General features: G+C 55.0%; 22 protein-coding genes. 12 read left to right on the top strand and 10 right to left on the bottom strand.

Features of this window, described 5'->3' with window-relative positions; genetic code table 11:
* Nucleotides 1-3 precede the first annotated feature (3 nt).
* The 3 genes from SYN7336_RS26520 to SYN7336_RS26510 all read left to right on the top strand — a co-directional run bounded on the left by SYN7336_RS26520 (nucleotide 4) and on the right by SYN7336_RS26510 (nucleotide 2,865).
* The gene (locus tag SYN7336_RS26520) at nucleotides 4-2,022 is read left to right on the top strand and encodes a mechanosensitive ion channel domain-containing protein (RefSeq protein ID WP_017327228.1); all 2,019 of its coding nucleotides are present in this window, start codon (nucleotides 4-6) and stop codon (nucleotides 2,020-2,022) included.
* A gap of 159 nt (nucleotides 2,023-2,181) precedes the next feature.
* Nucleotides 2,182-2,532, top strand: a complete 351-nt coding sequence (locus SYN7336_RS26515) for a hypothetical protein (RefSeq protein ID WP_038026073.1) — start codon at nucleotides 2,182-2,184, stop codon at nucleotides 2,530-2,532.
* 75 nt (nucleotides 2,533-2,607) lie between these two features.
* Nucleotides 2,608-2,865 carry a hypothetical protein gene (locus tag SYN7336_RS26510; RefSeq protein WP_017327226.1) on the top strand — a complete coding sequence of 86 codons (258 nt, stop codon included), beginning with the start codon at nucleotides 2,608-2,610 and terminating at the stop codon, nucleotides 2,863-2,865.
* A 3-nt stretch (nucleotides 2,866-2,868) separates the two neighbouring features.
* Here SYN7336_RS26510 and SYN7336_RS17445 read toward each other — a convergent pair whose 3' ends face one another.
* On the bottom strand, nucleotides 2,869-3,546 hold the full coding sequence (locus SYN7336_RS17445) for a response regulator transcription factor (RefSeq protein WP_017327225.1): 678 nt from the start codon (nucleotides 3,544-3,546) through the stop codon (nucleotides 2,869-2,871).
* Nucleotides 3,547-3,820: 274 nt separating this feature from the next.
* On the opposite strand from SYN7336_RS17445, the gene SYN7336_RS28220 reads away from it, so the two are divergent.
* The 4 genes from SYN7336_RS28220 to SYN7336_RS17425 all read left to right on the top strand — a co-directional run bounded on the left by SYN7336_RS28220 (nucleotide 3,821) and on the right by SYN7336_RS17425 (nucleotide 8,755).
* Nucleotides 3,821-5,545 (top strand): ATP-binding protein, encoded by a 1,725-nt coding sequence (locus tag SYN7336_RS28220; protein ID WP_017327224.1) that lies wholly within the window; start codon nucleotides 3,821-3,823, stop codon nucleotides 5,543-5,545.
* A 64-nt stretch (nucleotides 5,546-5,609) separates the two neighbouring features.
* Nucleotides 5,610-6,047, top strand: a complete 438-nt coding sequence (locus SYN7336_RS17435) for a response regulator (protein WP_017327223.1) — start codon at nucleotides 5,610-5,612, stop codon at nucleotides 6,045-6,047.
* A gap of 33 nt (nucleotides 6,048-6,080) precedes the next feature.
* Nucleotides 6,081-7,598: an ATP-binding protein gene (locus tag SYN7336_RS26500; protein ID WP_017327222.1), complete on the top strand. Its 1,518-nt coding sequence runs from the start codon at nucleotides 6,081-6,083 to the stop codon at nucleotides 7,596-7,598.
* A gap of 464 nt (nucleotides 7,599-8,062) precedes the next feature.
* A complete protein-coding gene (locus SYN7336_RS17425; protein WP_017327221.1) occupies nucleotides 8,063-8,755 on the top strand; it encodes a PEP-CTERM sorting domain-containing protein in 693 nt (230 codons plus the stop codon).
* 117 nt (nucleotides 8,756-8,872) lie between these two features.
* On the opposite strand, the gene SYN7336_RS17415 is transcribed toward SYN7336_RS17425, so the two are convergent.
* The 3 genes from SYN7336_RS17415 to SYN7336_RS17405 all read right to left on the bottom strand — a co-directional run bounded on the left by SYN7336_RS17415 (nucleotide 8,873) and on the right by SYN7336_RS17405 (nucleotide 13,409).
* Entirely contained in the window at nucleotides 8,873-9,358 is a 486-nt protein-coding gene (locus SYN7336_RS17415) for a hypothetical protein (protein ID WP_051039838.1), read from the bottom strand.
* Nucleotides 9,359-9,419: 61 nt separating this feature from the next.
* Nucleotides 9,420-12,581 (bottom strand): response regulator, encoded by a 3,162-nt coding sequence (locus SYN7336_RS26495; RefSeq protein WP_017327219.1) that lies wholly within the window; start codon nucleotides 12,579-12,581, stop codon nucleotides 9,420-9,422.
* Between the two features lie 117 nt (nucleotides 12,582-12,698).
* A complete protein-coding gene (locus SYN7336_RS17405) occupies nucleotides 12,699-13,409 on the bottom strand; it encodes a J domain-containing protein (protein ID WP_017327218.1) in 711 nt (236 codons plus the stop codon).
* A 93-nt stretch (nucleotides 13,410-13,502) separates the two neighbouring features.
* Between SYN7336_RS17405 and SYN7336_RS29125 the strand changes: the two genes are divergently transcribed.
* The 5 genes from SYN7336_RS29125 (at nucleotide 13,503) to SYN7336_RS17380 (ending at nucleotide 16,467) form a co-directional block, all read left to right on the top strand.
* Nucleotides 13,503-13,913, top strand: a complete 411-nt coding sequence (locus SYN7336_RS29125; protein WP_083885907.1) for a DUF3082 domain-containing protein — start codon at nucleotides 13,503-13,505, stop codon at nucleotides 13,911-13,913.
* A gap of 119 nt (nucleotides 13,914-14,032) precedes the next feature.
* Nucleotides 14,033-14,356, top strand: coding sequence for a thioredoxin (gene trxA / locus SYN7336_RS17395; RefSeq protein WP_017327216.1), 324 nt, complete (start codon nucleotides 14,033-14,035; stop codon nucleotides 14,354-14,356).
* Between the two features lie 80 nt (nucleotides 14,357-14,436).
* Nucleotides 14,437-15,492 carry an LOG family protein gene (locus SYN7336_RS17390; protein WP_017327215.1) on the top strand — a complete coding sequence of 352 codons (1,056 nt, stop codon included), beginning with the start codon at nucleotides 14,437-14,439 and terminating at the stop codon, nucleotides 15,490-15,492.
* Between the two features lie 5 nt (nucleotides 15,493-15,497).
* Nucleotides 15,498-16,184, top strand: a complete 687-nt coding sequence (locus tag SYN7336_RS17385; RefSeq protein ID WP_017327214.1) for a phosphoribosylanthranilate isomerase — start codon at nucleotides 15,498-15,500, stop codon at nucleotides 16,182-16,184.
* 94 nt (nucleotides 16,185-16,278) lie between these two features.
* Nucleotides 16,279-16,467 carry a hypothetical protein gene (locus tag SYN7336_RS17380; RefSeq protein WP_026101107.1) on the top strand — a complete coding sequence of 63 codons (189 nt, stop codon included), beginning with the start codon at nucleotides 16,279-16,281 and terminating at the stop codon, nucleotides 16,465-16,467.
* Nucleotides 16,468-16,570: 103 nt separating this feature from the next.
* On the opposite strand, the gene SYN7336_RS26485 is transcribed toward SYN7336_RS17380, so the two are convergent.
* The 6 genes from SYN7336_RS26485 to ruvA form a co-directional block, all read right to left on the bottom strand.
* Complete coding sequence (locus SYN7336_RS26485; RefSeq protein WP_017327212.1) at nucleotides 16,571-17,077, bottom strand: pentapeptide repeat-containing protein; 507 nt, start codon at nucleotides 17,075-17,077, stop codon at nucleotides 16,571-16,573.
* A 92-nt stretch (nucleotides 17,078-17,169) separates the two neighbouring features.
* Complete coding sequence (locus SYN7336_RS33090; protein ID WP_227498532.1) at nucleotides 17,170-17,433, bottom strand: Shedu anti-phage system protein SduA domain-containing protein; 264 nt, start codon at nucleotides 17,431-17,433, stop codon at nucleotides 17,170-17,172.
* 67 nt (nucleotides 17,434-17,500) lie between these two features.
* The gene (gene recJ, locus SYN7336_RS26480) at nucleotides 17,501-19,888 is read right to left on the bottom strand and encodes a single-stranded-DNA-specific exonuclease RecJ (RefSeq protein ID WP_017327211.1); all 2,388 of its coding nucleotides are present in this window, start codon (nucleotides 19,886-19,888) and stop codon (nucleotides 17,501-17,503) included.
* 93 nt (nucleotides 19,889-19,981) lie between these two features.
* Nucleotides 19,982-20,116, bottom strand: coding sequence for a hypothetical protein (locus SYN7336_RS32745; RefSeq protein WP_255346681.1), 135 nt, complete (start codon nucleotides 20,114-20,116; stop codon nucleotides 19,982-19,984).
* Nucleotides 20,117-20,281: 165 nt separating this feature from the next.
* Complete coding sequence (gene nadD / locus SYN7336_RS17365) at nucleotides 20,282-20,938, bottom strand: nicotinate-nucleotide adenylyltransferase (protein WP_017327210.1); 657 nt, start codon at nucleotides 20,936-20,938, stop codon at nucleotides 20,282-20,284.
* Nucleotides 20,939-21,568, bottom strand: coding sequence for a Holliday junction branch migration protein RuvA (gene ruvA / locus SYN7336_RS17360; protein WP_026101105.1), 630 nt, complete (start codon nucleotides 21,566-21,568; stop codon nucleotides 20,939-20,941).
* Nucleotides 21,569-21,619: the final 51 nt, after the last annotated feature.

Below are 21,619 nucleotides of genomic sequence, written 5' to 3'. Positions count from 1 at the left end.
TACATGCTCGCCCAACCCGTTCAGTTGAGATCGCTTCGCCGTTGGAGTGGCCTCGTCATCGCAGTCGCGATTCTTCTATTCGGCTGGGCGATCGCCCCCCTGCCCGTCCTTGCTCAATCCCCTCTCGACGCACTCTCTCGAACAGCTCCAGTGGTGCTGGACGGTCGCGAACTATTTCGCATCCATGCCACCGATACCCTGACTGCGAGCAATCGAGCTGGATACATTAATGCCAATCTGCGAGAAGCACTGCGATCGCGCAACCCGAGGGATTTAGCCCTCACGACCGATACGGAGGGATTGCAAGCCAATATTAGTGCTGGCGGCAACCATCTCCTCACCGTTACAGAACGAGACACTCTCCCCGGTCTCACCCCCGAGTTACAAGCGCGCTTGTGGGAGCGGCGGCTTCAGTTTTCTTTAGAGCGGGCATTGCAAGAACGCACTCCAGGCTATCGCCGTCAGGCGCTCTGGCGCAGCGGGGGGATTCTGCTGGGGGCGATCGCGATTCATCTCGGGCTTGGTTTTGGGCATCGGCTGATGTCGCGCCGAGATCGCCGCCAGCCACAGCAGAGGCGATCGCAACAGTTGGCCAGACTGATGTTAGCTTTGGGACTCATCCTGGGTCGTTTGGGCTGTTGGCTGGGGGTTAGCTTTTGGATTGCGGAATTATGGCCGCTCTTGCGGCGGGGGCGCTATCAGTTCCTGCAGTTTTTAACCACCAGTTTTCAGGAACCCTTAATTGTCACGATGGGGGCCAGTGGCGGGTTTTCTCTGCTCGACTTGATGGTGTTGCTGGGGCTGCTGGCGGGAGTTTGGGCGGGGGCGATCGCCTCGACCCGCCTGCTCAAATCTCAGATTTTGCAACCACTGGGGGCTGAAGCCAGCCTGCCGGATGGCGTGGCAACGACCATTCAATATGCTCTGCTCATTGTGGGCACGATTGCGATCTTGCAGGCTTGGGGGCTGGATCTGACATCCCTGACCATTGTGGCCAGTGTTTTTAGTGTGGGAGTGGGATTTGGCCTGCAGAATATCTTCAGGAATTTCATTAGTGGTTGGGTGATTTTGTTGGATCGTCCCGTGCAGGTGGGGGATTTTGTCAACATCGGCTCGTTGGTGGGAACGGTAGAGCGAATTGGAGCCCGCAGCACCACAATTCGCACCCTCGATCGCGTCGCGATCGTCGTGCCCAACTCCCACATTTTGGATCGAGAGGCAATCAACTGGAGTCAAGGTCATGCCGTTTCTCGCTTGCACGTTCCCCTCGGGGTGGCCTACGGTTCCGACATTCGTCAAGTGCGCGCAGTTCTATTGAGAGCAGCTCGCAGCCATCCGACAGTGTTGCAATATCCTCGACCGCAGGTCTGGTTTCAAGGGTTTGGAGACAGTGCTCTAAATTTCGAGCTCTTGGTATGGCTGGCCGATCCTCGACAGCAGTTTAGTCTAAAAAGTGACTTGAATTATCGAATTGAAGCCAACTTGCGCAAGTTGGGGGTTCAAGTGCCATTTCCGCAGCGGGACGTGCATTTGCGATCGCCTCACTTAGAAAAAATGGCCGGGGTTTGGCTGAAACAGCAAGTGGATTCAGAGTCGTTAGCAGAACTTGAGGAACTGCTCGCGGGCTGTGAAGCGGAAGAGCGTCCCTTTGTAGAAGATGCTTGGTCGAAGGAATTTTTGACGCCGCTGCAGTTGCAGGATGCTTTTACAGAGACGCAGGTGACCGAGTTGGTGGAGAAGATGCGGGGGGAGGGCGGCGTGGAAATTCGCGATCGCCGCTATCGGCTAACGACGTATCGAAACTGTTTTGTGGGAGCTGAGGCGGTGGAATGGTTGATGGAGAATCAGCGGACAACGCGGGAGAATGCAACTCAGATCGGTCAGATTCTGATGGATCGGGGGATGATTCAGCATGTTTTGGACGAACAGCCGTTTTTAGACCGGTATTTGTTCTATCGCTTTAGAGATGATGCTGGCGATCTGACGTTACCTCAGCAAGAGGACGGGGCTCCCGTGCAATAGACGCGCTTCGAGTGCATTTGCTGTTCCGGCTCGAATTTAGGCGCGATCTTCCCATACTTCCCGCTTTCTTCTCGCTTTCTTCCCCCTTCTTTCTCCCAGGCTCTTTAGAGTGGGCATCGAGGTGAAAAACTGCCTCCAATCCCTTTAGAGAGAAGGAAGATGAGCTACGCAATAGTCAGGGTGCTACCGACGGTTATCGCCCGCGAAATCGACTCTATTTTGCCAACCTATCCCCCAGAACCCTATCAAAGGGTGTTTGCGATTTCTGAAGTCAAGCAGCAATTGATTGACTACGTTCTCAAGCAGGTGCTCGGTCAAGCCTCGATCGATCGCGCGCGCGCAGGCAAGATAGAGTCCGACCGGCAAGATTTGGACGTACAACTCGACCGAGTGCGACTGCTCGTCCATTTGGGCCTCGCGGAGGTGTTGCAAGACAACAGCAGTCACTGCCAGTTTGCCCGAATCGGTAACTATCGCTACAGTGACGAACCTTCCCGTTGGTTCGGGTGAGATATTTTTCTGGCCATCTCGCGGCACTCGCCGCTTGCAAACTCAATTGAATACCCTTGCTGGAGAGTATCACTCATGACCTCTAACCGGACGCTCGATCTCGGCTATCCCGCCCGAGCCCTAGAGAAATTGTCTTACCTGACATCAACCCCCGCACAGGCAATCTACAGGGATTGTTTGAAGCGATTTATTCGACGCATCGGTGCCATTCGAGCAATGGAGACCGAAGGCAAGATCGATCGCGAGAAAGCCTACGACGGCATTCTGTTCTGCTGGGAACAGCTACAACAGAGCCAGCGAGACCTCGGCCTAGCTGAAGACTCTGCAGCGTAAAGGTCAGGCCAACTGCTTGAGCCGATAGCCCACACCGCGAATGTTTTCAATCGCATCGGGGGGGGCTCCCACTGCTTTGAGTTTGTGGCGCAATGCCTTGACATGGGCTTTGACAGAGTCTTCCACGGGCGGATCGTCATAGCTCCACAGTTGGCCGACAATGGTTCGTCGGCTCAACACCCGCTGGCCGCTGCGCAGGAACAGTTCCAGCAGTGAAAACTCTTTGGGGGTTAGATGTAGGGGGGAGCGATTGTAGGTGACTGAATAGCAGCTGGGGTCGAGCTGCAATGCCCCCCACTGAAGAACGGGTTGAGCGATCGCTTGCCCCCGTCGCAAGAGGGCTCGAATGCGGGCTAACAATTCTGGCAAGTCCAGAGGTTTGACAAGATAGTCGTCGGCTCCGGCATCCAATCCTGCGACTTTATCGGTGCTGGCATCGCGAGCTGTCACCATCAAAATGGGTATCGCACAACCGCGCGATCGCAGTGACCTGCAGAGACTCACCCCATCCAGTTTAGGCAGCATCACATCCAGCAGAATCAAGCTGTATTCTTCCCGAATCGCCTGGTCCAGACCCGCTTCTCCATCGCCGACCACATCGACGACATAAGAATAGTCCTGTAGTGCTTCAGCTAAAACCTCAACCAGACGGATATCATCTTCGACCAATAAGAGTCTCATTCTTAACGTGCAGCCTCAGCCATTGGTAGTAAGTATTCCCAAAGGAGCGATGTCGAGTCAACTTTAGATCTCAATTGCGAACAGGTCAGAAATGCGAGGGGTGAGGGCCATCAGAGCCATCGAACTCAGGTTATTTTGGTTCTGGCCGAGACGGTCTCTTAGCGAAACTGATAGGATGCACATCGAAGGACCGACATCGGTATAGAGGTGAGTTAGCGACTCGCTCACTCGGTGGTATGGCTATTCCTAGCAAATTGGTCTGGGCAGGGCTGCGATGAACGACGACTCCTCTAATCCCCAATTGAAGGCGATCGCAAGCTCGAACGGAGCTGCCAGCGAGACCGAGCAGTCATTCCATTCCGCTTTACCTCCAGACAGCGGGGTAGAAGAGGGCAACCTCGAGCGGTTCTTCACGCTGTCGATAGATATGCTCTGCATTGCCGGGTTTGACGGCTACTTCAAACGTCTCAACCCCATCTGGGAGAAAACTCTCGGCTACACGCAGGCAGAATTGTTGGCCGAGCCCTATCTCGACTTCATTCATCCCGACGATCGCGAGTCCACCATAGCGGAAGCCCGCAAGCTGGCGGATGTCGGCATCAACACGATTGCATTTGAAAATCGCTATCGATGCAAAGATGGCTCCTACCGCTGGCTGTTGTGGAATGCTACCCCCTTCCCCGAACGGCAATTACTTTACTGCGTCGCCCACGACATTACCGAGCGCAAGCGGGCCGAATTTGCCCTACAACGCCAATTGGAGATCGATCGCCTGATTGCCAATATTTCCACTCGCTTCATTAACTTGCCTTGCGAGCAGATCTCCGACGGGCTCGATCGCGCCCTACAGGAGATCGGCCAATTTGCTGGAGTAGATTCCAGCTTTGTCTTTCGGTTCTCAGACAACCTCGAAACCCCGATCGTGGCCCGCCAATGGGTGGCAGAAGGCATCGAATCTCGGCTCGATCGCGCTCCCAGCCTGCTGCCCGAGAGCTTTCCTCGACTTCATTGCGAACAGCAAGACAGAAATGTTATCGAGGTGGCGAATGTGGCCGAGCTCCCCGAGATAGCAGGAGGCGATCGCGACCGAGCCTTTCCGTTTGCAGCATTCGTTGCCGTCTCGCTCAGCTATGAAGGGGAGGCGATTGGATGGGTGGGGCTTGGCTCTTTGAAGCCAGTTCGCAATTGGTCGCGCGGCTATCGGCACCTGTTGAGAATGGTGGGGGAAATTATCACCAATGCCCTACAGCGGCAGCAGGCTGAGACCGAGATTCGTCAGCTCAATAGCGATTTGGAACAACGGGTGTTGGAGCGCACGGCACAACTGGCCGCGACCAATGAGGAACTGGAATCGTTTTGTTATTCGGTGTCTCACGATTTGCGCGCTCCCTTGCGGGGGATCGATGGCTTCAGTCAAGCGCTGTTAGAGGATTATGAGGCTGTGCTCGACGACATCGGGCAAGATTTCCTGCAACGCATTCGGGCCGCCACTCAGCGCATGGGGCAGGCGATCGACGATCTGCTCGCCCTCTCCCGCGTCACTCGCCAAGAACTGCGCTGGGAAACTGTGGATCTGAGCGCACTGGCAGCGGAGATTGTAGAGTTGCTCCAACAAACCGATCGCGATCGACAGGTGGATGTGGCGATCGCGATCGCCCCCGAAGTGCGAGGAGATGACCGCTTGTTGCGCGTAATGTTGGAAAATCTGCTCGGCAATGCCTGGAAATTCACCTCCAAAACTCCTCAGGCCCAAATTGAGTTTGGCACGCTGCCAGAAGCGGAGGGGCTGGTTTATTTCGTGCGGGATAACGGAGCTGGCTTCGATATGGCCTATGCAGATAAGTTGTTCGGCCCCTTTCAACGGCTCCATAGAATGGCTGAATTTTCGGGGACGGGAATTGGCTTGGCCACTGTTAAACGCATTATTAACCGCCATCGAGGCCGGGTATGGGCTGAGGCCGAAGTCGATCGCGGCGCAACATTCTTCTTTACGCTCTGAACACTCGATCTCTTTCCCAACCAATTGAAGCTAGGATATTTCAAATGATTCTCCTCAGGAACCTGTGAATCACAAAGCGATCTTGTTAGTCGAAGATAACCCCGACGATGAAGCACTCACCCTGCGAGCCCTAAAGCGCAATCGCATTTCTAACAAGATCGTCGTGGCACGCGATGGAGTAGAGGCGTTAGATATTCTGTTTGGCCGGGGAGAGTATGTCGATTGCGCAGTCTTGCCGACCCCGATCCTGCTCGATTTGAAGCTTCCGAAGATAGACGGGTTAGAGGTATTGAAAGAGCTGCGATCGCACGATCGCACGAAACTAGTGCCCGTAGTCGTACTCACTACATCGCAGGAAGAACAGGACCGACTGGCCAGCTACCGTTTGGGATGCAATAGCTACATCCGCAAGCCCGTCGATTTTGTTCGGTTCACAGAAGCCGTCAGACAATTGGGTATCTACTGGCTGTTACTCAACGAAGCGCCACCGCTGCCGCAGTGAGCTCGAGATCCGTCACCACTAGATTTGGCTGCAATGGACAAGCCCCTGCGAGTGCTGATTGTGGAAGATTCGGAGGATGACGCGCTGCTGACAGTGAGGCTGTTGCGCAGAGGAGGATATCGAGTCGAGTTCGAACGGGTAGAAACGGCTACCGCCATGCAGACCGCCCTGAAAAAGCAAACTTGGGATCTGGCGATCGCCGACTACACGCTGCCGCAATTCAGTGCCCCGGCTGCGTTAGCGCTGCTGCAATCGATGCAGATCGATCTGCCATTCATTGTGGTGTCTGGCACCATTGGCGAAGATCGAGCGGTGGCGGCGATGAAATTGGGAGCCCACGATTATTTGATGAAGGGTCAATGGGCTCGACTCCTGCCTGCCGTGGAGCGGGAACTGCGAGAAGCCCGAGAACGGCGGCAGCGGCGGATGGCGGAACAGGGGCTGCGCCGCAGCGAACAGCGATTTCGGGCACTGATTGAAAATGCCTCTGACATTATTCTGCTGCTGGATAGAGCGGGTAGCGTGCAATATGCCAGCCCATCCGTGCGACGCAGCTTAGATATCGACCCCCAACAGACCCTCGGTCAACCCTTTGCAGATTGGTTGCACCCCGACGATCGCACTCCTGCAGCAAAGATATTAGCAACGGTCCTTGCTGCTGATGGCACCGTGCAAACTGCCGAGTGGCGCTGGCGACATCGGCAAGGGGATTGGCGGGTGTTTGAAGCGATCGTCAAACGGTTTGACGATGCAACCAGGTTTTCGGGCTGTGTGGTTTGCGCTCGCGATATTACCGCCCGGTTGCAGATAGAGGAGATGCGTCGCGCTCTCGAGCGGGAGCGGGAGTTGACCGAACTGAAGCTGCGTTTCTTTTCGATGGCCTCCCACGAATTCCGTACCCCACTGAGTGTGATTTTGATGGCAGCACAAATGCTGGAACATTCGGAGCCGGAGTGGCTCGATGCTAAAAAGCTGCGCAATTTGCACCGGATTCAGGATGCTGCCAAAAGTATGAGTCAAATGCTGACGGACATCCTCACCATTGCCAGGGCTGAGGCTCAGAAACTCGAGTTCGATCCCCAACCTCTGAATTTGTTTGAGGAATGCCGCCAGATTGTGGAGGAAATGGAGTCGACTGATGCGCAACAGTCAAGCTCAATTCAGTTTGTCTGCTCGGGTCGAGGCGATGGGGTTTGTCTCGATCGCAAGCTGTTGCATTCGATTTTGACGAATCTGCTTTCGAACGCACGTAAGTATTCTCCCGCAGGGGCTGAGGTGGCCTTGCAGGTGTCTGTGGGGGAAGAGGTTGTGACTTTTGAGATAGCGGATCGGGGGATTGGGATTCTAGCGGGCGATCGCGATCGCCTCTTCGAGTTATTTTATCGCGGTGGGAACGTCGGTCAGATCGAGGGCTCGGGGTTGGGACTGGCGGTGGTGAAAAAGTGCGTGGATCGGCACGGAGGCTCTGTATTGGTGGCGGGGGCTGAGGGGGAGGGAACAACGTTTGTCGTGCGGATTCCTGTCACCGAAGGCGACAATCGCTCGGACTGACGTCAAACCAGCATTGAGGGGATTCACCGCGTTAGGCAAAATTGCTGGCCTGTCGGTGGCGATCGTAGCGCTCTACTGGCGAAGCACTTGACCTGCTTTGTGGCAGCCGAGGCGGTATCTGATTGAAGCTGAAGAGACTCTATCTCAGTGTTCGGCAGATTAAAGAGTCTGCCTTGGAAAGCAAACAAGAAAGGCAAAGTATATTTTTTAATTCTTTAAAGCAGCAAACTTAGGAATATATAGCCAAATAGCAGCTTGCATGGTGTTAGACCATGAAATAAATCGAAACATTAGAGCTACATCTAAGAGCGTTTGTAGTGTTAGGCGGAGGCAACCGTATTTACACTTAAACTACAGTGCATTTTCTTGAGATCCTAGCAGAAGTACTGTATAATCACTGAGGGAAGCTTCACAGAACACGTATTTATTTTGCCGTTGTGAATTTCGATAGTGGGGTCTTATAAATGATTTCAAGTGTGACTTGGCGCAGTTCGCTGGCCACATTAGCTTTGGGGTTAGCTTCAACGGTTGTAGTGGCTCCAGCTAATGCAGCATCAATGTTTGGTTTTGAGAATATATTTCCTGGCGACACCTTTGGCGACAGTATTGTTGGTGACTTTGGTTTCGATGTTTCTGATACAGGTGGCGGTCAAGTTTTATTTAGCTTTTTTACAACCAATACCGTCACTGCAGCTGTAGCGCAAATTGCCTTCTCAGACTCAACCGATCTGCTGAGCAACTTAACAATCTTAAGTGGTGCTGCTGATGGCGTCCAATTCGGATCCACAACTGCCAACCTGCCTCAAAGCAATAATATTCTCGATCACCCCAATGGCGATGCTTTTAATGAGGATTTTGGCGTCGCTAACATTAACCTTATGGGGAATCCTGATGGATTAAATGGAACAGCAGGGGCACTGCAGGTCGGAGATAGCTTAGTACTTGAGTTTGACGGTGTTTTGGCCGATGTTGCTGCTGCCCTAAATAGTCGAGAACTTTTGGTTGGAATTCACGTCAGGTCTATTGACCCTAATGACGAAAGCGATGTTTTTGTCACCCCTGGCACAGTAATTCCTGAGCCTATGACCATTGTAGGATCCACGATCGCCGCACTCGGTAGCTTGGGCTTACGCAAGCGCCGCACTCATCGAAGCTAGGTTACATAGGCCGCAAGTTCATATGAACAAAGTGATGCAAGAATTTTGCTCCTTGCATCACTTTTTTGTTTATACAATCAATCGATTTCAAACCGAAAAATAGGGATTTTAGCTTGATTAGAGCCGCTCGATTTCAGTCAGGGTTACCCCAAAGTTGCGAGTGCCAATTCTAACTCCAGTCCTGGTTGTGCCTTTGACCACGACATTGGAATCTATTGCAGGCAATCCCGAATCGGTGGTCACCCAAATGCTGCCACTGTCATCTTCAACTTGGTAAGCCCCCTGTCCCAAAAACGCAAACTGGCTGACAACCCGACCGCGAATATAAATTTCTTGCGTATCTCCAGCAGACTCGATCGCCGTTGCAATCGGTGTTGTGGTGGCTGTGAGACGCGCGATTTGGCCGCAACTCGACAGCGTCACTAGGCACAACAGCAGAGCGATCGCCGTTCTCCGATATCCCAGTCCCAACCGTTTCAAGCCAGCCATCCCGTCATCTCCAGCCAAATTCCCGTTCAGAATAGCTCGATCCTGCGGCGATCGCAGCAGGACGCGACGCAACATCATTGCCCACACCCATTCCAGATCTACCGTTGAATGCATGGTGCAGACCGTCCCCAGTGCTATCAGTCATTGCACCCGTCATCGGAGATCGGTCTCAAAGTCATCCGAGCGACATCTCCTCAGGCAACTCCACTCGCGCGATCGACTGGGCTAAATCCGCCAACAGGAGCGGCTTGCTGAGAAAATCGTTCATGCCTGCCTCCAGACAGCGATCGCGAAACTCCTGATGGGTGCTAGCCGTGATGGCAACAATCCACGGTTGTTGGCCGCAATAGTGCTGGCGAATGCGTCGGGTCGCCTCCCAACCATCCATCTGCGGCATTTGGATATCCATCAACAAGAGGTCGTATTGCTGGCGCGACAGAGCCTCGATCGCCTCCACCCCATTATTGCTAATGTCGGCTCGATAACCTAGCTTGCCTAACATCAGACAGGCGACTTTTTGATTGATGCTGTGGTCCTCTACTAGCAGAATGCTTAAGGGTTTTTGACGGGCAAAGCTAGTATCCAGCCGGGGGCGATCGTCTGGGGCGGCTCGATCGGGGCGATTGCGACTGCCTAATAGCGAAGCCACGGCGGCGTAGAGCTGCGATCGCTTAACCGGTTTGACGAGATAGCGGGAGATGAGCTCGGGTTCCTCGGTGTCTTGCGAACCCAATGAAGTCATTAAAATCAGCGGCAAGTGCTGGCTGCTGGGGAGCTGCCGCAGAATGGAGGCAAGGGTGAGGCCGTCCATTTCCGGCATCTGCATATCTAGAATAGCTAGATGATAATCGTGGGTGGCTCGCTTCAGCTTTACGAGGGCTTCAGCTCCCGAGGCCGCCGTTTCAACCGACAGGCCGACCCCCTGCAACTGCAAGCATAGAAGTTTTCGATTGGTATCGTTATCGTCCACCACTAAAATTCGCTTGTTTGCCAGCACCTCTCCTGCATTCAATTCGGGGGCGCTAGCAGCTTCGGCAATCGCAGCACAGATGGTGAAGTAGAATGTAGAGCCTCGACTGAGATCGCTCTCCACCCAAATACGACCCCCCATCATCTCGCACAGTCGCTTGCAAATTGCCAGCCCCAAGCCGCTGCCGCCATACTGGCGGGTTGTCGATGCATCCACTTGGCTGAAGGGCTGAAACAGCCGATCCAGCCGGTCGAGGGCAATGCCGATGCCGGTATCTCGCACCGCAAACTGCAGCATATAGCGATCGCTTCGACAAGCTGCTGTCGCTGGGGTGCCATCTTCTCTGGTGCCACCTTCGCTGGCGAGATCGACTGCTAGCGAGACTGTGACGACAACCTCCCCCCACTCTGTAAACTTGATGCCATTCCCCACTAGGTTCATCAGAATCTGTCGCAGTCGAGTCACATCGCCAAGAATGTAAGGGGGAACCTCTGGGGCGATCGACGCCACGAGTTCCAGACCTTTTTGGGAGGCCAGAGGGGCGAGCACATCTAAAATATCTTCGACACCTTGGCGCAGCGAAAAGGGCTGTTCCTCTAATTCCAATCGATCCGCTTCAATTTTGGAGAAATCGAGAATATCGGAGATCGTCTCCACTAATGCGTTGCTACTGTGGCGAACGGTCTCGGCAAAATCTTTCTGTTGAGCTGTTAGGGGGGTATCCAACAGCAACCCTGCCATTCCAATCACAGCATTGAGGGGCGTCCGAATTTCGTGACTCATCACAGCCAGAAATTCACTTTTAGCGAGGTTGGCGGCTTCAGCCGCTTGGCGGGCGCGATCGGCCTCTGCCAGCAGGTCGGCCTGAGCTAAAGCAATTCCCACTTGGGCGGCGATCGCCTCGACAAATTCCACCTCATCCGGCTGCCACTGGCGGGGGTTGTCGCATTGGTGCAAGACCAACATGCCATTGGGCTGGCCTCGATAAGAGGTTCGTGCTGCCAGCATAGACTCAATTTCTAGACTCTGGCAGAAGGGGATTAAGGTCTGCGTGAGGGAATCGCTCCAGACGCAGTCAGTAGCAATGGCAACATCGCCGGACAAGACCGCTTGGGCGTGGGGATTGTCTGCAACGGGAATGACGGCATGGCGGCTGGAGGAAGTATTGTGGGATAAATATTCCGAGACGCAGGGCAGGTGGGGGGTGGGGTGCTCGATGTAGGTGTGCAGGTGGACGCGATTGACGCCAAACATTTGGCCCAAACGGGTGACGGTGGTTTGGAAAATAGTGTTAGCATTAAGGCTTTGGCGAATGTCGTGGGTGAGTTCCCGCAGCAGCAGAGCCCGCTGATATTGGTGCTCTAGGGTGGTTTTGGCCTGCTGTCGCTCCAGTTCTACCCCCACCCACTGACCCATCAACTGCAACAGTTCTCGATCGGCGGCCCCGAAGGGAGTACGTCTGGGCTTAGCGCTGGAGAAATTCAGCGTGCCGTCTGCAATTCCCCCCACCAACACCGGAACCCCGAGGTAAGCTTCCAGCTTATGGCGAGCGTAGCAGGAGTGGCGACACCAGGCCGACTGACTGGCCCGTTCGAAGCTTAAAGGACCATTGGCCTGCAGGGTCTCGCGGCAATAGGTGTGGGCCAGCTCGAATGTGGTGCCGCTGACGATCGCCCCATTGGGATCGATGACCGCCATCACCGTATAGCGATCGCCTCGGACGCGGGAGAGAATGCCTAAGTCGAGCCCGAAGCGGCTGCAGCCCATTTTGAGCAATTGATGCAATCGCTCGGAGAAGGTGAGATCGGAAGCGGCCACAATTGCATATAAATCGCGAATGGCAGACTCGCTGTCTTGCAGGGCCAACTGTGCCTGTTTGCGTTCCTCTTCTACCCCAATCGCCGCTGCCACAATCTGCATTAACTGCAGTTGTTTGGGGCTGGGGGCAACATCGGTGCGGTACAAGACGCACAACGAGCCCACCACCTCTCGGTTCCAGGTAACGGCCATTCCCACATAGGTTTTTAGGTTATGGGTCTCGATGTTGGGATCGGTGCGAACGTAGGGGCTGTTAGGCAGGTCTCGAACCACTAGGGGCTCTTGCTCCCCCCGTTGTTGGATGATGTCGTAGCAGAGATTCCCTTCAGGGGGGTTGATGGGCTGGCAGTTTAGAGGGGCGTTCCACTGACCGAGGGGAACAATCGTGCCATCCGGTTGCAGGCGGTTGTAAAGGGTGAAAGAGGCTTGTAGCAATTGACCGCAAATACCGAGCAGGCGGTTGATATTGGCATCTGGATCGCTGGTGAAGCTGAGAAAACAGGCGTTGAGTGCTTCCAACGGGTCTTCCAGTGGGAGGCGATCGTCCATAGATCTCTGCGAAGTCGCTGCGGAACTGGGGTAAGCCACTGATTGCGGACTGGAGGACACACTACCTTACCCAAAACCCGATGGGGCGGCGGCAGTAGAGGGAGCCCCCGTTCCAGACTATCGCTGTATCGACGCCTGCAATGTCTCAGCGGCTTCTTGGCGCAAGCCTCGGGCAATACGAAACAGTTCTTGTCCGGTGTGTAAGTGGCGATCGTCGAAGTTGAGGGGAAAATATCGCAACTCCTCCAACGCATCTCCCAATTGGTTGATGCAGTAATACAGCCGCGAGGCCACCCCTGCCAACGTGCTGGGATTGGGGTGCTGGCGAAATAACCTTTCGATTCTGGCAAACTCGATCCGACTGCGATCGACATAAGCCGCAAACTCGTCGGTCAAAACCTCATCGTAGGGATCGGCAGAGAGGACCTTGAGTTGGGGAGCAAGCGATCGCAATAGGCTACTCAGTTTGCGGTTGAGGGGGGTATAGACTTTTTGAATCCACACTTGCCGAGCCAGTTCTTCGTCGGAGGCAGTGGGTTGGCGCGGCATGTCCGCCACCGATTGAGCGCGAGTGGCCCTGTCTCGCGCATGCTGACTCATGCGATTGTCGTAATCCTGTCGAGATTGGCGATGTTTCAAAATCTCGTAGGCAGCGTTCACCTGACGAATGCGCTCGGCACTCGCCACCGCATCCAAGGCACTACTGGTTTGGCGATCGGGATGGTGTTGTTTGACCAACCGCCGATAGGCCCGCTTGATCTCCTCAGCGGAAGCATTGGCAGTCACTTCTAGGACGTCATAGTGGGTTCGCTGGCGGCGGGAAGGCATGAGAACAATCCGACATCGCCCCCTATTCTACGTAGAATCGAGGGGATGGGGCGACAAGTTTTAGCCCCCCAATCCTTAGCGCCGGCGCCAACCATGACCTCTCCAGTCCCCTCTAGCTCTCCTCCAGCAAATGCTCGGGCCGAATTTCTCAAAGTTCTGTTGGGAGCCTCAATCTCGGGGGGAATGGCCTATCTATTGATTCGACTGCTGCAGAGCATCGTGGCCCATTTGCCTCCGATCGCTTTAGATGGCCCAGTGTTTGCCCGCAATATTTCTGTAGCCGTGCGTTACTTGCTGGTGGGCTCAATTGGATTGATGGCCTTTATGTTTGTCATGGTCGCGGTGGGCCTAACAGCCTACATCGGGCAGCTCGTCTGGCAGGGTTTTGTGGGGAAAGCCGTTAGCGCTCCCCTAGAAAATTCACTAGAACGCGAGCCGCCGTCGCGCGACGCCGAGCCCGAAACAGTGGATGGCACGCAATCCCAACCTCAAAAGCAAGATTAAAACTTGTGTCAGTTCTCGCAAAATAGCGAGATATCCCGACGCAACTGAGAATTCGGCTCGGACCGCTGTGATACGATGTCAACCGAACAGTAGTTTGCTTTACAAGGAGTTCTCCGGCCATGTCTGGAGCCATTGACGTTCTCGATGCTTCCTTCGAACAAGAGGTTTTAGGTGCAGAAGTACCCGTATTGGTAGATTTTTGGGCTCCTTGGTGCGGTCCTTGCCGAATGGTGGCTCCGGTGGTGCAAGAAATTGCCGAGCAATACGACGGCAAAGTCAAGGTCGTCAAAATGAACACGGACGAGAATCCTAAGGTGGCTAGCGAGTACGGCATTCGCAGCATTCCGACCTTGATGGTGTTCAAAGGGGGCCAAAAAGTTGATGTGGTCGTCGGGGCGGTCCCCAAGGCTACGCTGGCCAGCACGCTAGAAAAACATCTCTAAACCGCTTGACTCCAGGCCCGCCGCTCGATCGTTTATGCATCTGAGCATCTTAGAATCTATGGATCTATCAGTAGGCATTCTTGAAAGAACCTGTCTCTGAAACTTTAACTGCCTGCGGGCAACTGCTCGAACAGCTTTCCGATAACTCCAATCGAGATGTTTGGACGGGTGCTTTGCAGACTCTCGTAGACATTGGACATCTAGATCTGACCCATCTGGATACCAAGATTCTTAGGGCAACGTTGAAGGATATGGAGGCGGGGTATCGAGCCTTTGCCCAGCACCAACACACCCGCAAAGTGACGCTGTTCGGTTCCGCCCGATCGCCTGCCGATTCTGCCGAGTATCGACAGGCTCGCGACTTTGCCAAGTTTATTGCCCAACAAGGGTTTGCCGTGATGACTGGAGGGGGCAGCGGCATTATGGAAGCGGGCAACCAAGGGGCCGGTTTAGAGAACTCCTTCGGCCTCAATATTCAGTTGCCCTTCGAGCAGGAATCTAACCCCGTCATTGCCAGTAGCAATCGCGAGATTCAATTCAAGTACTTTTTCATTCGCAAGCTGTTTTTCCTCAAGGAATCCGATGCTGTGGTGCTGTTTCCCGGCGGCTTTGGCACGCAGGATGAGGGGTTTGAAACCCTGACCTTGATGCAAACAGGAAAAGCGCAGTTAATGCCGCTGGTGTTAGTCGATCGCCCGGGCGGGCGATACTGGCACGAATGGGATGATTACATTCGATCGCACCTATTGGCTCGCGGCTTGGTTAGTCCCGAAGACGTCGAAATTTACCGAATTACTGACGACGTGACCGTCGCCTGCAACGAGATCGCCAGTTTTTATCGCACGTTCCACAGCAATCGCTTTGTTGGCGATCGCCTCATCATTCGCCTCAACGCCGAACTCACCGACGAATCGGTCGAGATTCTTAACGACAAATTCAGCGATATTTTGCTCTCGGGCAAAATCAAGAAAACACGTGCCTTACCGGCCGAAGGGAAGAAAGACGTCGAGCATTTACCCCGCTTGGCAATGCATTTCAACCAACGCAACTTCGGTCGTCTCTGGCAACTCGTTCGCACGCTCAACACTCTCGATTGTATCGATCGCCAGACCAACCCCCATCCCGAACGCAAGTAAAACCGATGTTTGTCAAAATTTGCGGGATTACCCAGGTGGATCAAGGAGTGGCGATCGCCCGCGCCTTCCAGCGCTACGGCATGGCTGGACGTTGTGGGTTGGGGTTTATTAGCGTTTTGGCCTCCAAACGCTATGTTGCCCCCGAGCAGGCTGCGGCGATCGTAGAGGCTGTGCCGCCAGGGGTGGAAACGATTGGGGTGTTTGCAGGCGAGACATGCGATCGCGTCGTAGAGATTGCGGCCCAAACGGCACTCTCCGGCGTGCAACTGCACGGCAACGAGTCGCCCGATTATTGCCGCAGTCTGAGGCGAGCTCTGCCGCATATCCGTCTGATCAAAGCATTGCGATTGCGCCAGCAAGACGACTTAGCGCAATTGGAAGCTTATGGGGATGAGGTGGATACCTACTTAATCGATGCTTATCACCCCCAACAGCTAGGGGGGACGGGGATAGCGGCTGACTGGAGTTTATTGAAAGGATTTCGCCCGCTACTGCCGTGGATGTTGGCCGGGGGATTGACCCCTGAAAATGTGCGGCAGGCGATCGCCACTGCGGTTCCCGACGGTATCGACCTGTCTAGCGGTGTCGAGCGGCAACCGGGGCTGAAGGATCTCGACCGAGTGGAGCAATTGCTGAGCGTCGTGCAAGCAGTTGAGCGATCCGTCGAGCCAAATCGCGATCGCTCTGGTTAGATGCAGGGATTATCGCCCACTTCCCCGAGGGAATTAAGCTACACTCAACACATATTTCTCCTAACTATTGCATTCGCTTGCAGGGGGTCGAACCATGTTTCCATTTCTTGGGATGTGTTGTGGCAAGAAGATGAGCCACACGGAATATCAAGAGGGCAAACTCAAATTCCTCAAATGGATGCGGGATGACATGGAAACCCGTTTGGCGGGCTTGAATGCAGCGATCTCCTCGATTGAAGCTCAGGTGAGTCGGGCGAAGACAGAAGAAACAAGTGTTGAATGACCTGCGTTCGATCGCTCTGCATGGCCCTCACCCCCGACCCCTCACCCCCGACCCCTCACCCCCGGCCCCTCTCCCTAGGGAGAGGGGAGAAGTAGGTGGCGCTTTAGGCGTTAGGATTGGTCAGCACATTGCCATCCGGCATGATGGTGCTATCGAACGTCACAGCACTCATATCCACTTTGTCCAGCTTGGCCTTGCGGAGATCGGCATGGCTTAAATTGGTGCCTAACATCACTGCGCCACTGAGATCGGCTCCCCGCAAATCTGCCCCTCTCAGATCGGTCCCAATCAGATCTGTGCGCGTCAGGTTGACGTCGGTGAGATTGGCCTGCTGAAAGTTGGCGTCGCTCAAATTGGCTTCTTGCAAATTCGCTTGCTGCAGAATGCTGCGCGCCAGAATGGCACCAGTCAAATTGGTGCGACGCAGTTGAGCGCGGTTGAGAATGGCATCGCACAACACCGCCTCTTCCAGATTGCTTTTATACAGATCGGTGCCTACTAAGCTAATGAAGGGTAGATAAGCACCTACGAGATTGAGGCGCAGGAGCTCGAGATTGTGAAATCTTCTGACGCCCATTGCGTAGGCTGCGAGCAGTTCTTCTGCAGTCATAACTCATTTCGGCTGTCTAGCCATTCATTGTACAAATTGACCGCCCTACCCCAACGCGGGAGAGATGGCGATATTCCTGCTGGGCAATCTCCTCAGACCCTGTGATAAGTCTCGAGCCAATAGTCGAGATCGTCGCAGAGTCCGTTGAAGGAAACACAAGAGATTGCGTTTGAGTCAATCATTGTCCTGCCCAAACGCCACTTCAGTCGATCTCGTTCTCGTGGCGAAAGATTCATATCCTTCCCAATCACAATCAATCCATGGAAGGTTGCCCGACGACTAGATCGGCCACAAAATCGCCGTAGATTTGATACTCGTGCGCAAATCTGTCTGGATTTGCGATTTTCGGCTAGCATTCCTGTACGTCATGCTAGCCTGCGCCGAGCCAGATTAGATGGCGATGACCGGACTTAAGCCCTTCGCTTATTGCTTGGGGAGGGCTAGTTGAGCTGCGCGGAACTGTTCCACAATCGCGGCCACTTCCCCCGCCGAGCTAGCAAACCACCGCTGTAGCTTCTCCAATTCTGCCGGTAAATCGCTAGTGGCGGGGAAGGTCGGACAGTCCCAACCGAGCGATCGCAGGCCCGCCACTAGCACAGAGGGCGACACCCACCACTGCTGGGCCAAACGCAATAGATCCAGTTCGCGGCTGTTGCGAAGGTGTCTGTCCAGATGCTGTTGCAGTGTTTCGGCACTCGGAACGGCTACCGCCTGACGGTGCAAATAAATCTGATGGCCCTCTGGGCTGGCGGGGCAGGTGGCAGACAAGAGCCAGTTGAGATGAGTGAGGGACGGGGGTAAGCTCCACAGCCAAATGGCAGTATATGGCTGCCCGGATTGGGGACGATCGTAATGAATGTCGAGGGGGGGCAGGGGCGAGAGCGAGGGACGGCGATCGCCGTAGAGCAGGACTGTGCCGCGAGATTGGGGAAAGGGAGTCTCTAGCGAGTCGAGGGTATGCCAAGTGAGGGGAACTGCGAGTTGAGGAGCCGAACGGTAGTTGTTGAGGTTGAGGGGCGATCGCTCGTGCCCAGCTGAATTTTTACTCGGCTTTGCCTGCGAAAGGAGATCGGGTTGTGCAGCCCGAATGCCCTTTACCTCCAATTCGATCGCCACCTCTCCCTTCCAGTGACTTTCCCGCAAATTAAAGACTAAATCCACCTGTTTGGGCAAAGGATAGGCTGCGCCACTGCGCCAGGCGATCGCCGCTCTGGGCAGATCGCAATCGGACGATCGCACCTGCAATTTGAGATGGGCTCCCTCGCGACCGAGCAAGCGCTGCTGCACAACAGTCAAGTTGCGGATACAGAAGGTGGGTTCGCGATTGCCCATGCCATAGGGTTGCAGCAGTTGCAGGCATTCAAACAGTTCTCCACCCACATCTGCCAGAGCCAGCTCGGCATCGATCTGGACCAGAGGGAGCAAGTCGTCTGGCGCGAGGCTAGTGCGAGCATAGTCGCGCAGCCCCTGCTGCAGGGCGGGCCAGTTGCCCGCCGACATGGAAAATCCTCCAGCGGCGGGATGCCCGCCAAATTTGTCGAACAGGCGATCGCAGGATTGTAATGCTGCGAAGACATTAAAGCCGGGAATACCGCGAGCCGAGCCGCGCACAGCCCCTTCTTCTAGCGAGCCAATAAACACCGGTACGCTGTAGCGCTCTAACAACCGCGAGGCCACAATACCAATCGTGCCGTGGTGCCAGCCTTCCCCCAAAAGGACCAGCACGCGATCGCCCAACGGATCGAGGCCCTCTGCTTCAATCTGGGCGATCGCCGCTGCTTCGATCTCAGTACACAACTGCCGTCGCTGCTGATTGAGCTGTTCGCACTGCATCGCTTGCTCTAGCGCCACTCCGGCATCGTCGGTGGTGAGTAACTCGATGACCGCAGAGGGCTGAGCCAAGCGACCGACCGCATTCACTCGCGGCCCCAAGCCGAACCCGATCGCCTCTGGCGGCAAGGTATCTGCCCGCTCGGTTAAGCCCGACACCTGCATCAACGCTTGAATTCCAAGAATTTGGGAGTGGGGCAACAGAGCCAGTCCGGCTTTGACCCAGCGGCGATTGATGCCGGTCAGGGGGGCGAGATCGGCAATGGTGCCTAATGTCAAAAGCTCTAAGAGCGGCTGGGCGAGAGCCTGTGTTTGACCGAACTCTGCAGCCAATTCCAGCGCCAACAAATAGGCCACTCCCACCCCCGCCATGCTGCGATAGGGAGACTCTGCTGCAATCAGTTTGGGATTGAGGATGGTATCGGCGGGGGGAATCTGGGGGGGGATATCGTGGTGGTCGGTCACGATGACGCTCAACCCCAACTCGCGGGCGAGGGCAATGGGTTCGTAGGCAGCGATGCCGTTATCGACGGTTACCACCACTGAGACCCCCTCAGCGCAAAGCTGCCGCACAATCCGCTCGTTAATGCCGTAGCCTTCGGTCATGCGACTGGGGATGGCATAGTTCGCTTGCCCTCCTAAGTGGCGGAAGGTGCGCAACAGCAGGGCAGTGCTGGTCATGCCGTCCGCATCGTAATCGCCGCAAATGGCGATCGCCTCCTGTTGCCGGATCGCCGCTGCCAATCGTTCGACGCTGGCTGCTAAGTCAGGAAAGTCTTCGCGGGGGTCGGGCAGCGGCGCTGAGTTGGGGTTGAGAAATAAGTCGGGCTCCTCGATCCCTCGATTCGCAAATAAACGAGCCAAGAGCGATCGGAATCGATCGCTCTCGGGCACTAGAGTCTTTAATTGAGTTTCCAAGACTGATAAGCGTTCTGGCTCGGGGGATGCCAATTGCCATCGCTGCCGAGTCAGCTTGCCCATTGTTGGTTTGTCTCCGCTTTAAATTCCCTTCAAGCTTCGACCTTAACCAAAGTTGGGGCGATCGCGCTAGGGTGGCGCTAAAACTGTACTTGACTATGGGGCAATTACCGCTGCCGCTGCCGTTGCCTGCGTGCGAACGCTCTCGCCTTCAACCGGCAGATTGCCATTGTTTGAGTGCCAGACCAGCAGAGCTGTTCCAAAAACGGCGATCCAAAATAACTTTGACACTTTATTTTCTCCTTACAGTGCAAAATTTTTGTGAAGCCGGATAACTAAAATACAGTATAGACCAAACTTCATCGAAAATTCACATCTTTTTGGGCACTTCATTTTCCCATTACCGTTTCTTTCCCGTCTCTGGCAGCATCAGGTCGGTTATGGCTGAGGATTCGGTTATGGCTGACGATATAGACTGTGGGCTTGAATGTAGGCGGCAACTTCAGCGGGTACAGCATTGGCAATCTTCTTACCCTGCTGGAGCTGTTGCCGAATCTCGGTGGAAGACACTTCAACGGGGCGACAGTCGAGCAGAACGGCCCGCAGGGGCAATTGCGATCGCACCTCTGCCAGTACCTCCTCTGCCTCCGCCAGCCCCGGACGGGGGGCGACAATCCAATCGCACAGTTGTACCAGTTCCCCGACCCGATGCCAACTGTGCAACTCTCGAATGGCATCCAACCCGATAATCCAATACCATTCCCGCACATCCGGCTGCTCTCGCTGCAGTTGCGCCACGGTATCGATCGCAAACGACTGTCCCTGCCGGCGCAATTCCAGATCGGACCAAGCAAAGCTGGGCTCGTTGGCAATGGCTAATTTCACCATTTCGAGGCGATCGCGATCGGAGGCTCCCGCCGCCAGCGGCTTGTGGGGCGGGATGCCGGTGGGGATCCAGACAATGCAATCTAAATCGAGCTGCTGGCGAGCACAGTGGGCGATCGCCACGTGACCCGCATGGACCGGATTGAAGGTACCGCCTAAGAGACCGACGCGGCGGGCCGTAGCGGGAATCGCGGCAGTCGCTACCGCAGTCTGTTGCGGACTCGCCATCTACACCGATTCCTGACTGAGATAGGCGATTGCGGTACGCAGCCAGTCTTCGACCGATTGACCGAGGCGATCGCCCTGCTGCTGTCCCACCGCTTGTAACGCCTTCACCGCCTGACTGGGACTGTAGCCCAAGGCCAGCAGCGCCATTTCCACTTCTCCATAAATCGAACTGGGCGGTCCCCCGGCTGCCGCCACCGGCACATCTGCCTCCTGTCGCCAGGTGGAGAGACGGGTTTTGAGTTCCAGCACCAGCCGCTGAGCCGTTTTTTTGCCAACGCCAGGGGTCAAACTCAGCATGCGTACGTTTTCAGTCACCACTGCCCGTACTAATTCCTCCAGATTCAGTGTGTTGAGTAACGCAACCCCCAAGGCTGGCCCTACCCCCGACACCTTGATCAGTTCCGTAAACAAGTCTCGCTCTGCCGATGACTCAAAGCCATACAACACCATCTCAGTCTCTCGTACCGCCAAATGGGTAAACACCTGCACGGTGTCGCCGATTGCGGGCATCTGTTGCAACAGCCGTTGGGGAACCATCAGGCGATACCCCACGCCATTCACATTCAGGGTGACACTGCTGCGATCGCCCCGCTGCACCGCTACCAGTTCCCCTCGCAAAAATGCAATCATGGCCCCCGCTGCCGACTTGTTATAGTTGTGTAACGAAACTAGGTTACAGTG

This window comes from Synechococcus sp. PCC 7336, from assembly GCF_000332275.1.
Classification (GTDB): Bacteria; Cyanobacteriota; Cyanobacteriia; order Thermostichales; family PCC-7336; genus PCC-7336.
The sequence above is the reverse complement of the archived record's forward strand: the minus strand, read 5'-3'. Positions and strand labels throughout refer to the sequence as shown.

Excerpts from the sequence above, each read along its gene's own strand:
- SYN7336_RS17445 (WP_017327225.1), bottom strand. The coding sequence starts at position 3,546 with ATGAGACTCTTATTGGTCGAAGATGATATCCGTCTGGTTGAGGTTTTA.
- SYN7336_RS17385 (WP_017327214.1), top strand. The coding sequence starts at position 15,498 with ATGTTTGTCAAAATTTGCGGGATTACCCAGGTGGATCAAGGAGTGGCG.
- SYN7336_RS28220 (WP_017327224.1), top strand. The coding sequence starts at position 3,821 with ATGAACGACGACTCCTCTAATCCCCAATTGAAGGCGATCGCAAGCTCG.
- SYN7336_RS26500 (WP_017327222.1), top strand. The coding sequence starts at position 6,081 with ATGGACAAGCCCCTGCGAGTGCTGATTGTGGAAGATTCGGAGGATGAC.
- SYN7336_RS17415 (WP_051039838.1), bottom strand. The coding sequence starts at position 9,358 with ATGCATTCAACGGTAGATCTGGAATGGGTGTGGGCAATGATGTTGCGT.
- recJ (WP_017327211.1), bottom strand. The coding sequence starts at position 19,888 with ATGGGCAAGCTGACTCGGCAGCGATGGCAATTGGCATCCCCCGAGCCA.
- SYN7336_RS26495 (WP_017327219.1), bottom strand. The coding sequence starts at position 12,581 with ATGGACGATCGCCTCCCACTGGAAGACCCGTTGGAAGCACTCAACGCC.
- SYN7336_RS33090 (WP_227498532.1), bottom strand. The coding sequence starts at position 17,433 with ATGCTAGCCGAAAATCGCAAATCCAGACAGATTTGCGCACGAGTATCA.
- SYN7336_RS26510 (WP_017327226.1), top strand. The coding sequence starts at position 2,608 with ATGACCTCTAACCGGACGCTCGATCTCGGCTATCCCGCCCGAGCCCTA.
- SYN7336_RS29125 (WP_083885907.1), top strand. The coding sequence starts at position 13,503 with ATGACCTCTCCAGTCCCCTCTAGCTCTCCTCCAGCAAATGCTCGGGCC.
- SYN7336_RS26515 (WP_038026073.1), top strand. The coding sequence starts at position 2,182 with ATGAGCTACGCAATAGTCAGGGTGCTACCGACGGTTATCGCCCGCGAA.
- SYN7336_RS26485 (WP_017327212.1), bottom strand. The coding sequence starts at position 17,077 with ATGACTGCAGAAGAACTGCTCGCAGCCTACGCAATGGGCGTCAGAAGA.
- nadD (WP_017327210.1), bottom strand. The coding sequence starts at position 20,938 with ATGGCGAGTCCGCAACAGACTGCGGTAGCGACTGCCGCGATTCCCGCT.
- SYN7336_RS17380 (WP_026101107.1), top strand. The coding sequence starts at position 16,279 with ATGTTTCCATTTCTTGGGATGTGTTGTGGCAAGAAGATGAGCCACACG.
- trxA (WP_017327216.1), top strand. The coding sequence starts at position 14,033 with ATGTCTGGAGCCATTGACGTTCTCGATGCTTCCTTCGAACAAGAGGTT.
- ruvA (WP_026101105.1), bottom strand. The coding sequence starts at position 21,568 with ATGATTGCATTTTTGCGAGGGGAACTGGTAGCGGTGCAGCGGGGCGAT.
- SYN7336_RS17405 (WP_017327218.1), bottom strand. The coding sequence starts at position 13,409 with ATGCCTTCCCGCCGCCAGCGAACCCACTATGACGTCCTAGAAGTGACT.
- SYN7336_RS17425 (WP_017327221.1), top strand. The coding sequence starts at position 8,063 with ATGATTTCAAGTGTGACTTGGCGCAGTTCGCTGGCCACATTAGCTTTG.
- SYN7336_RS26520 (WP_017327228.1), top strand. The coding sequence starts at position 4 with ATGCTCGCCCAACCCGTTCAGTTGAGATCGCTTCGCCGTTGGAGTGGC.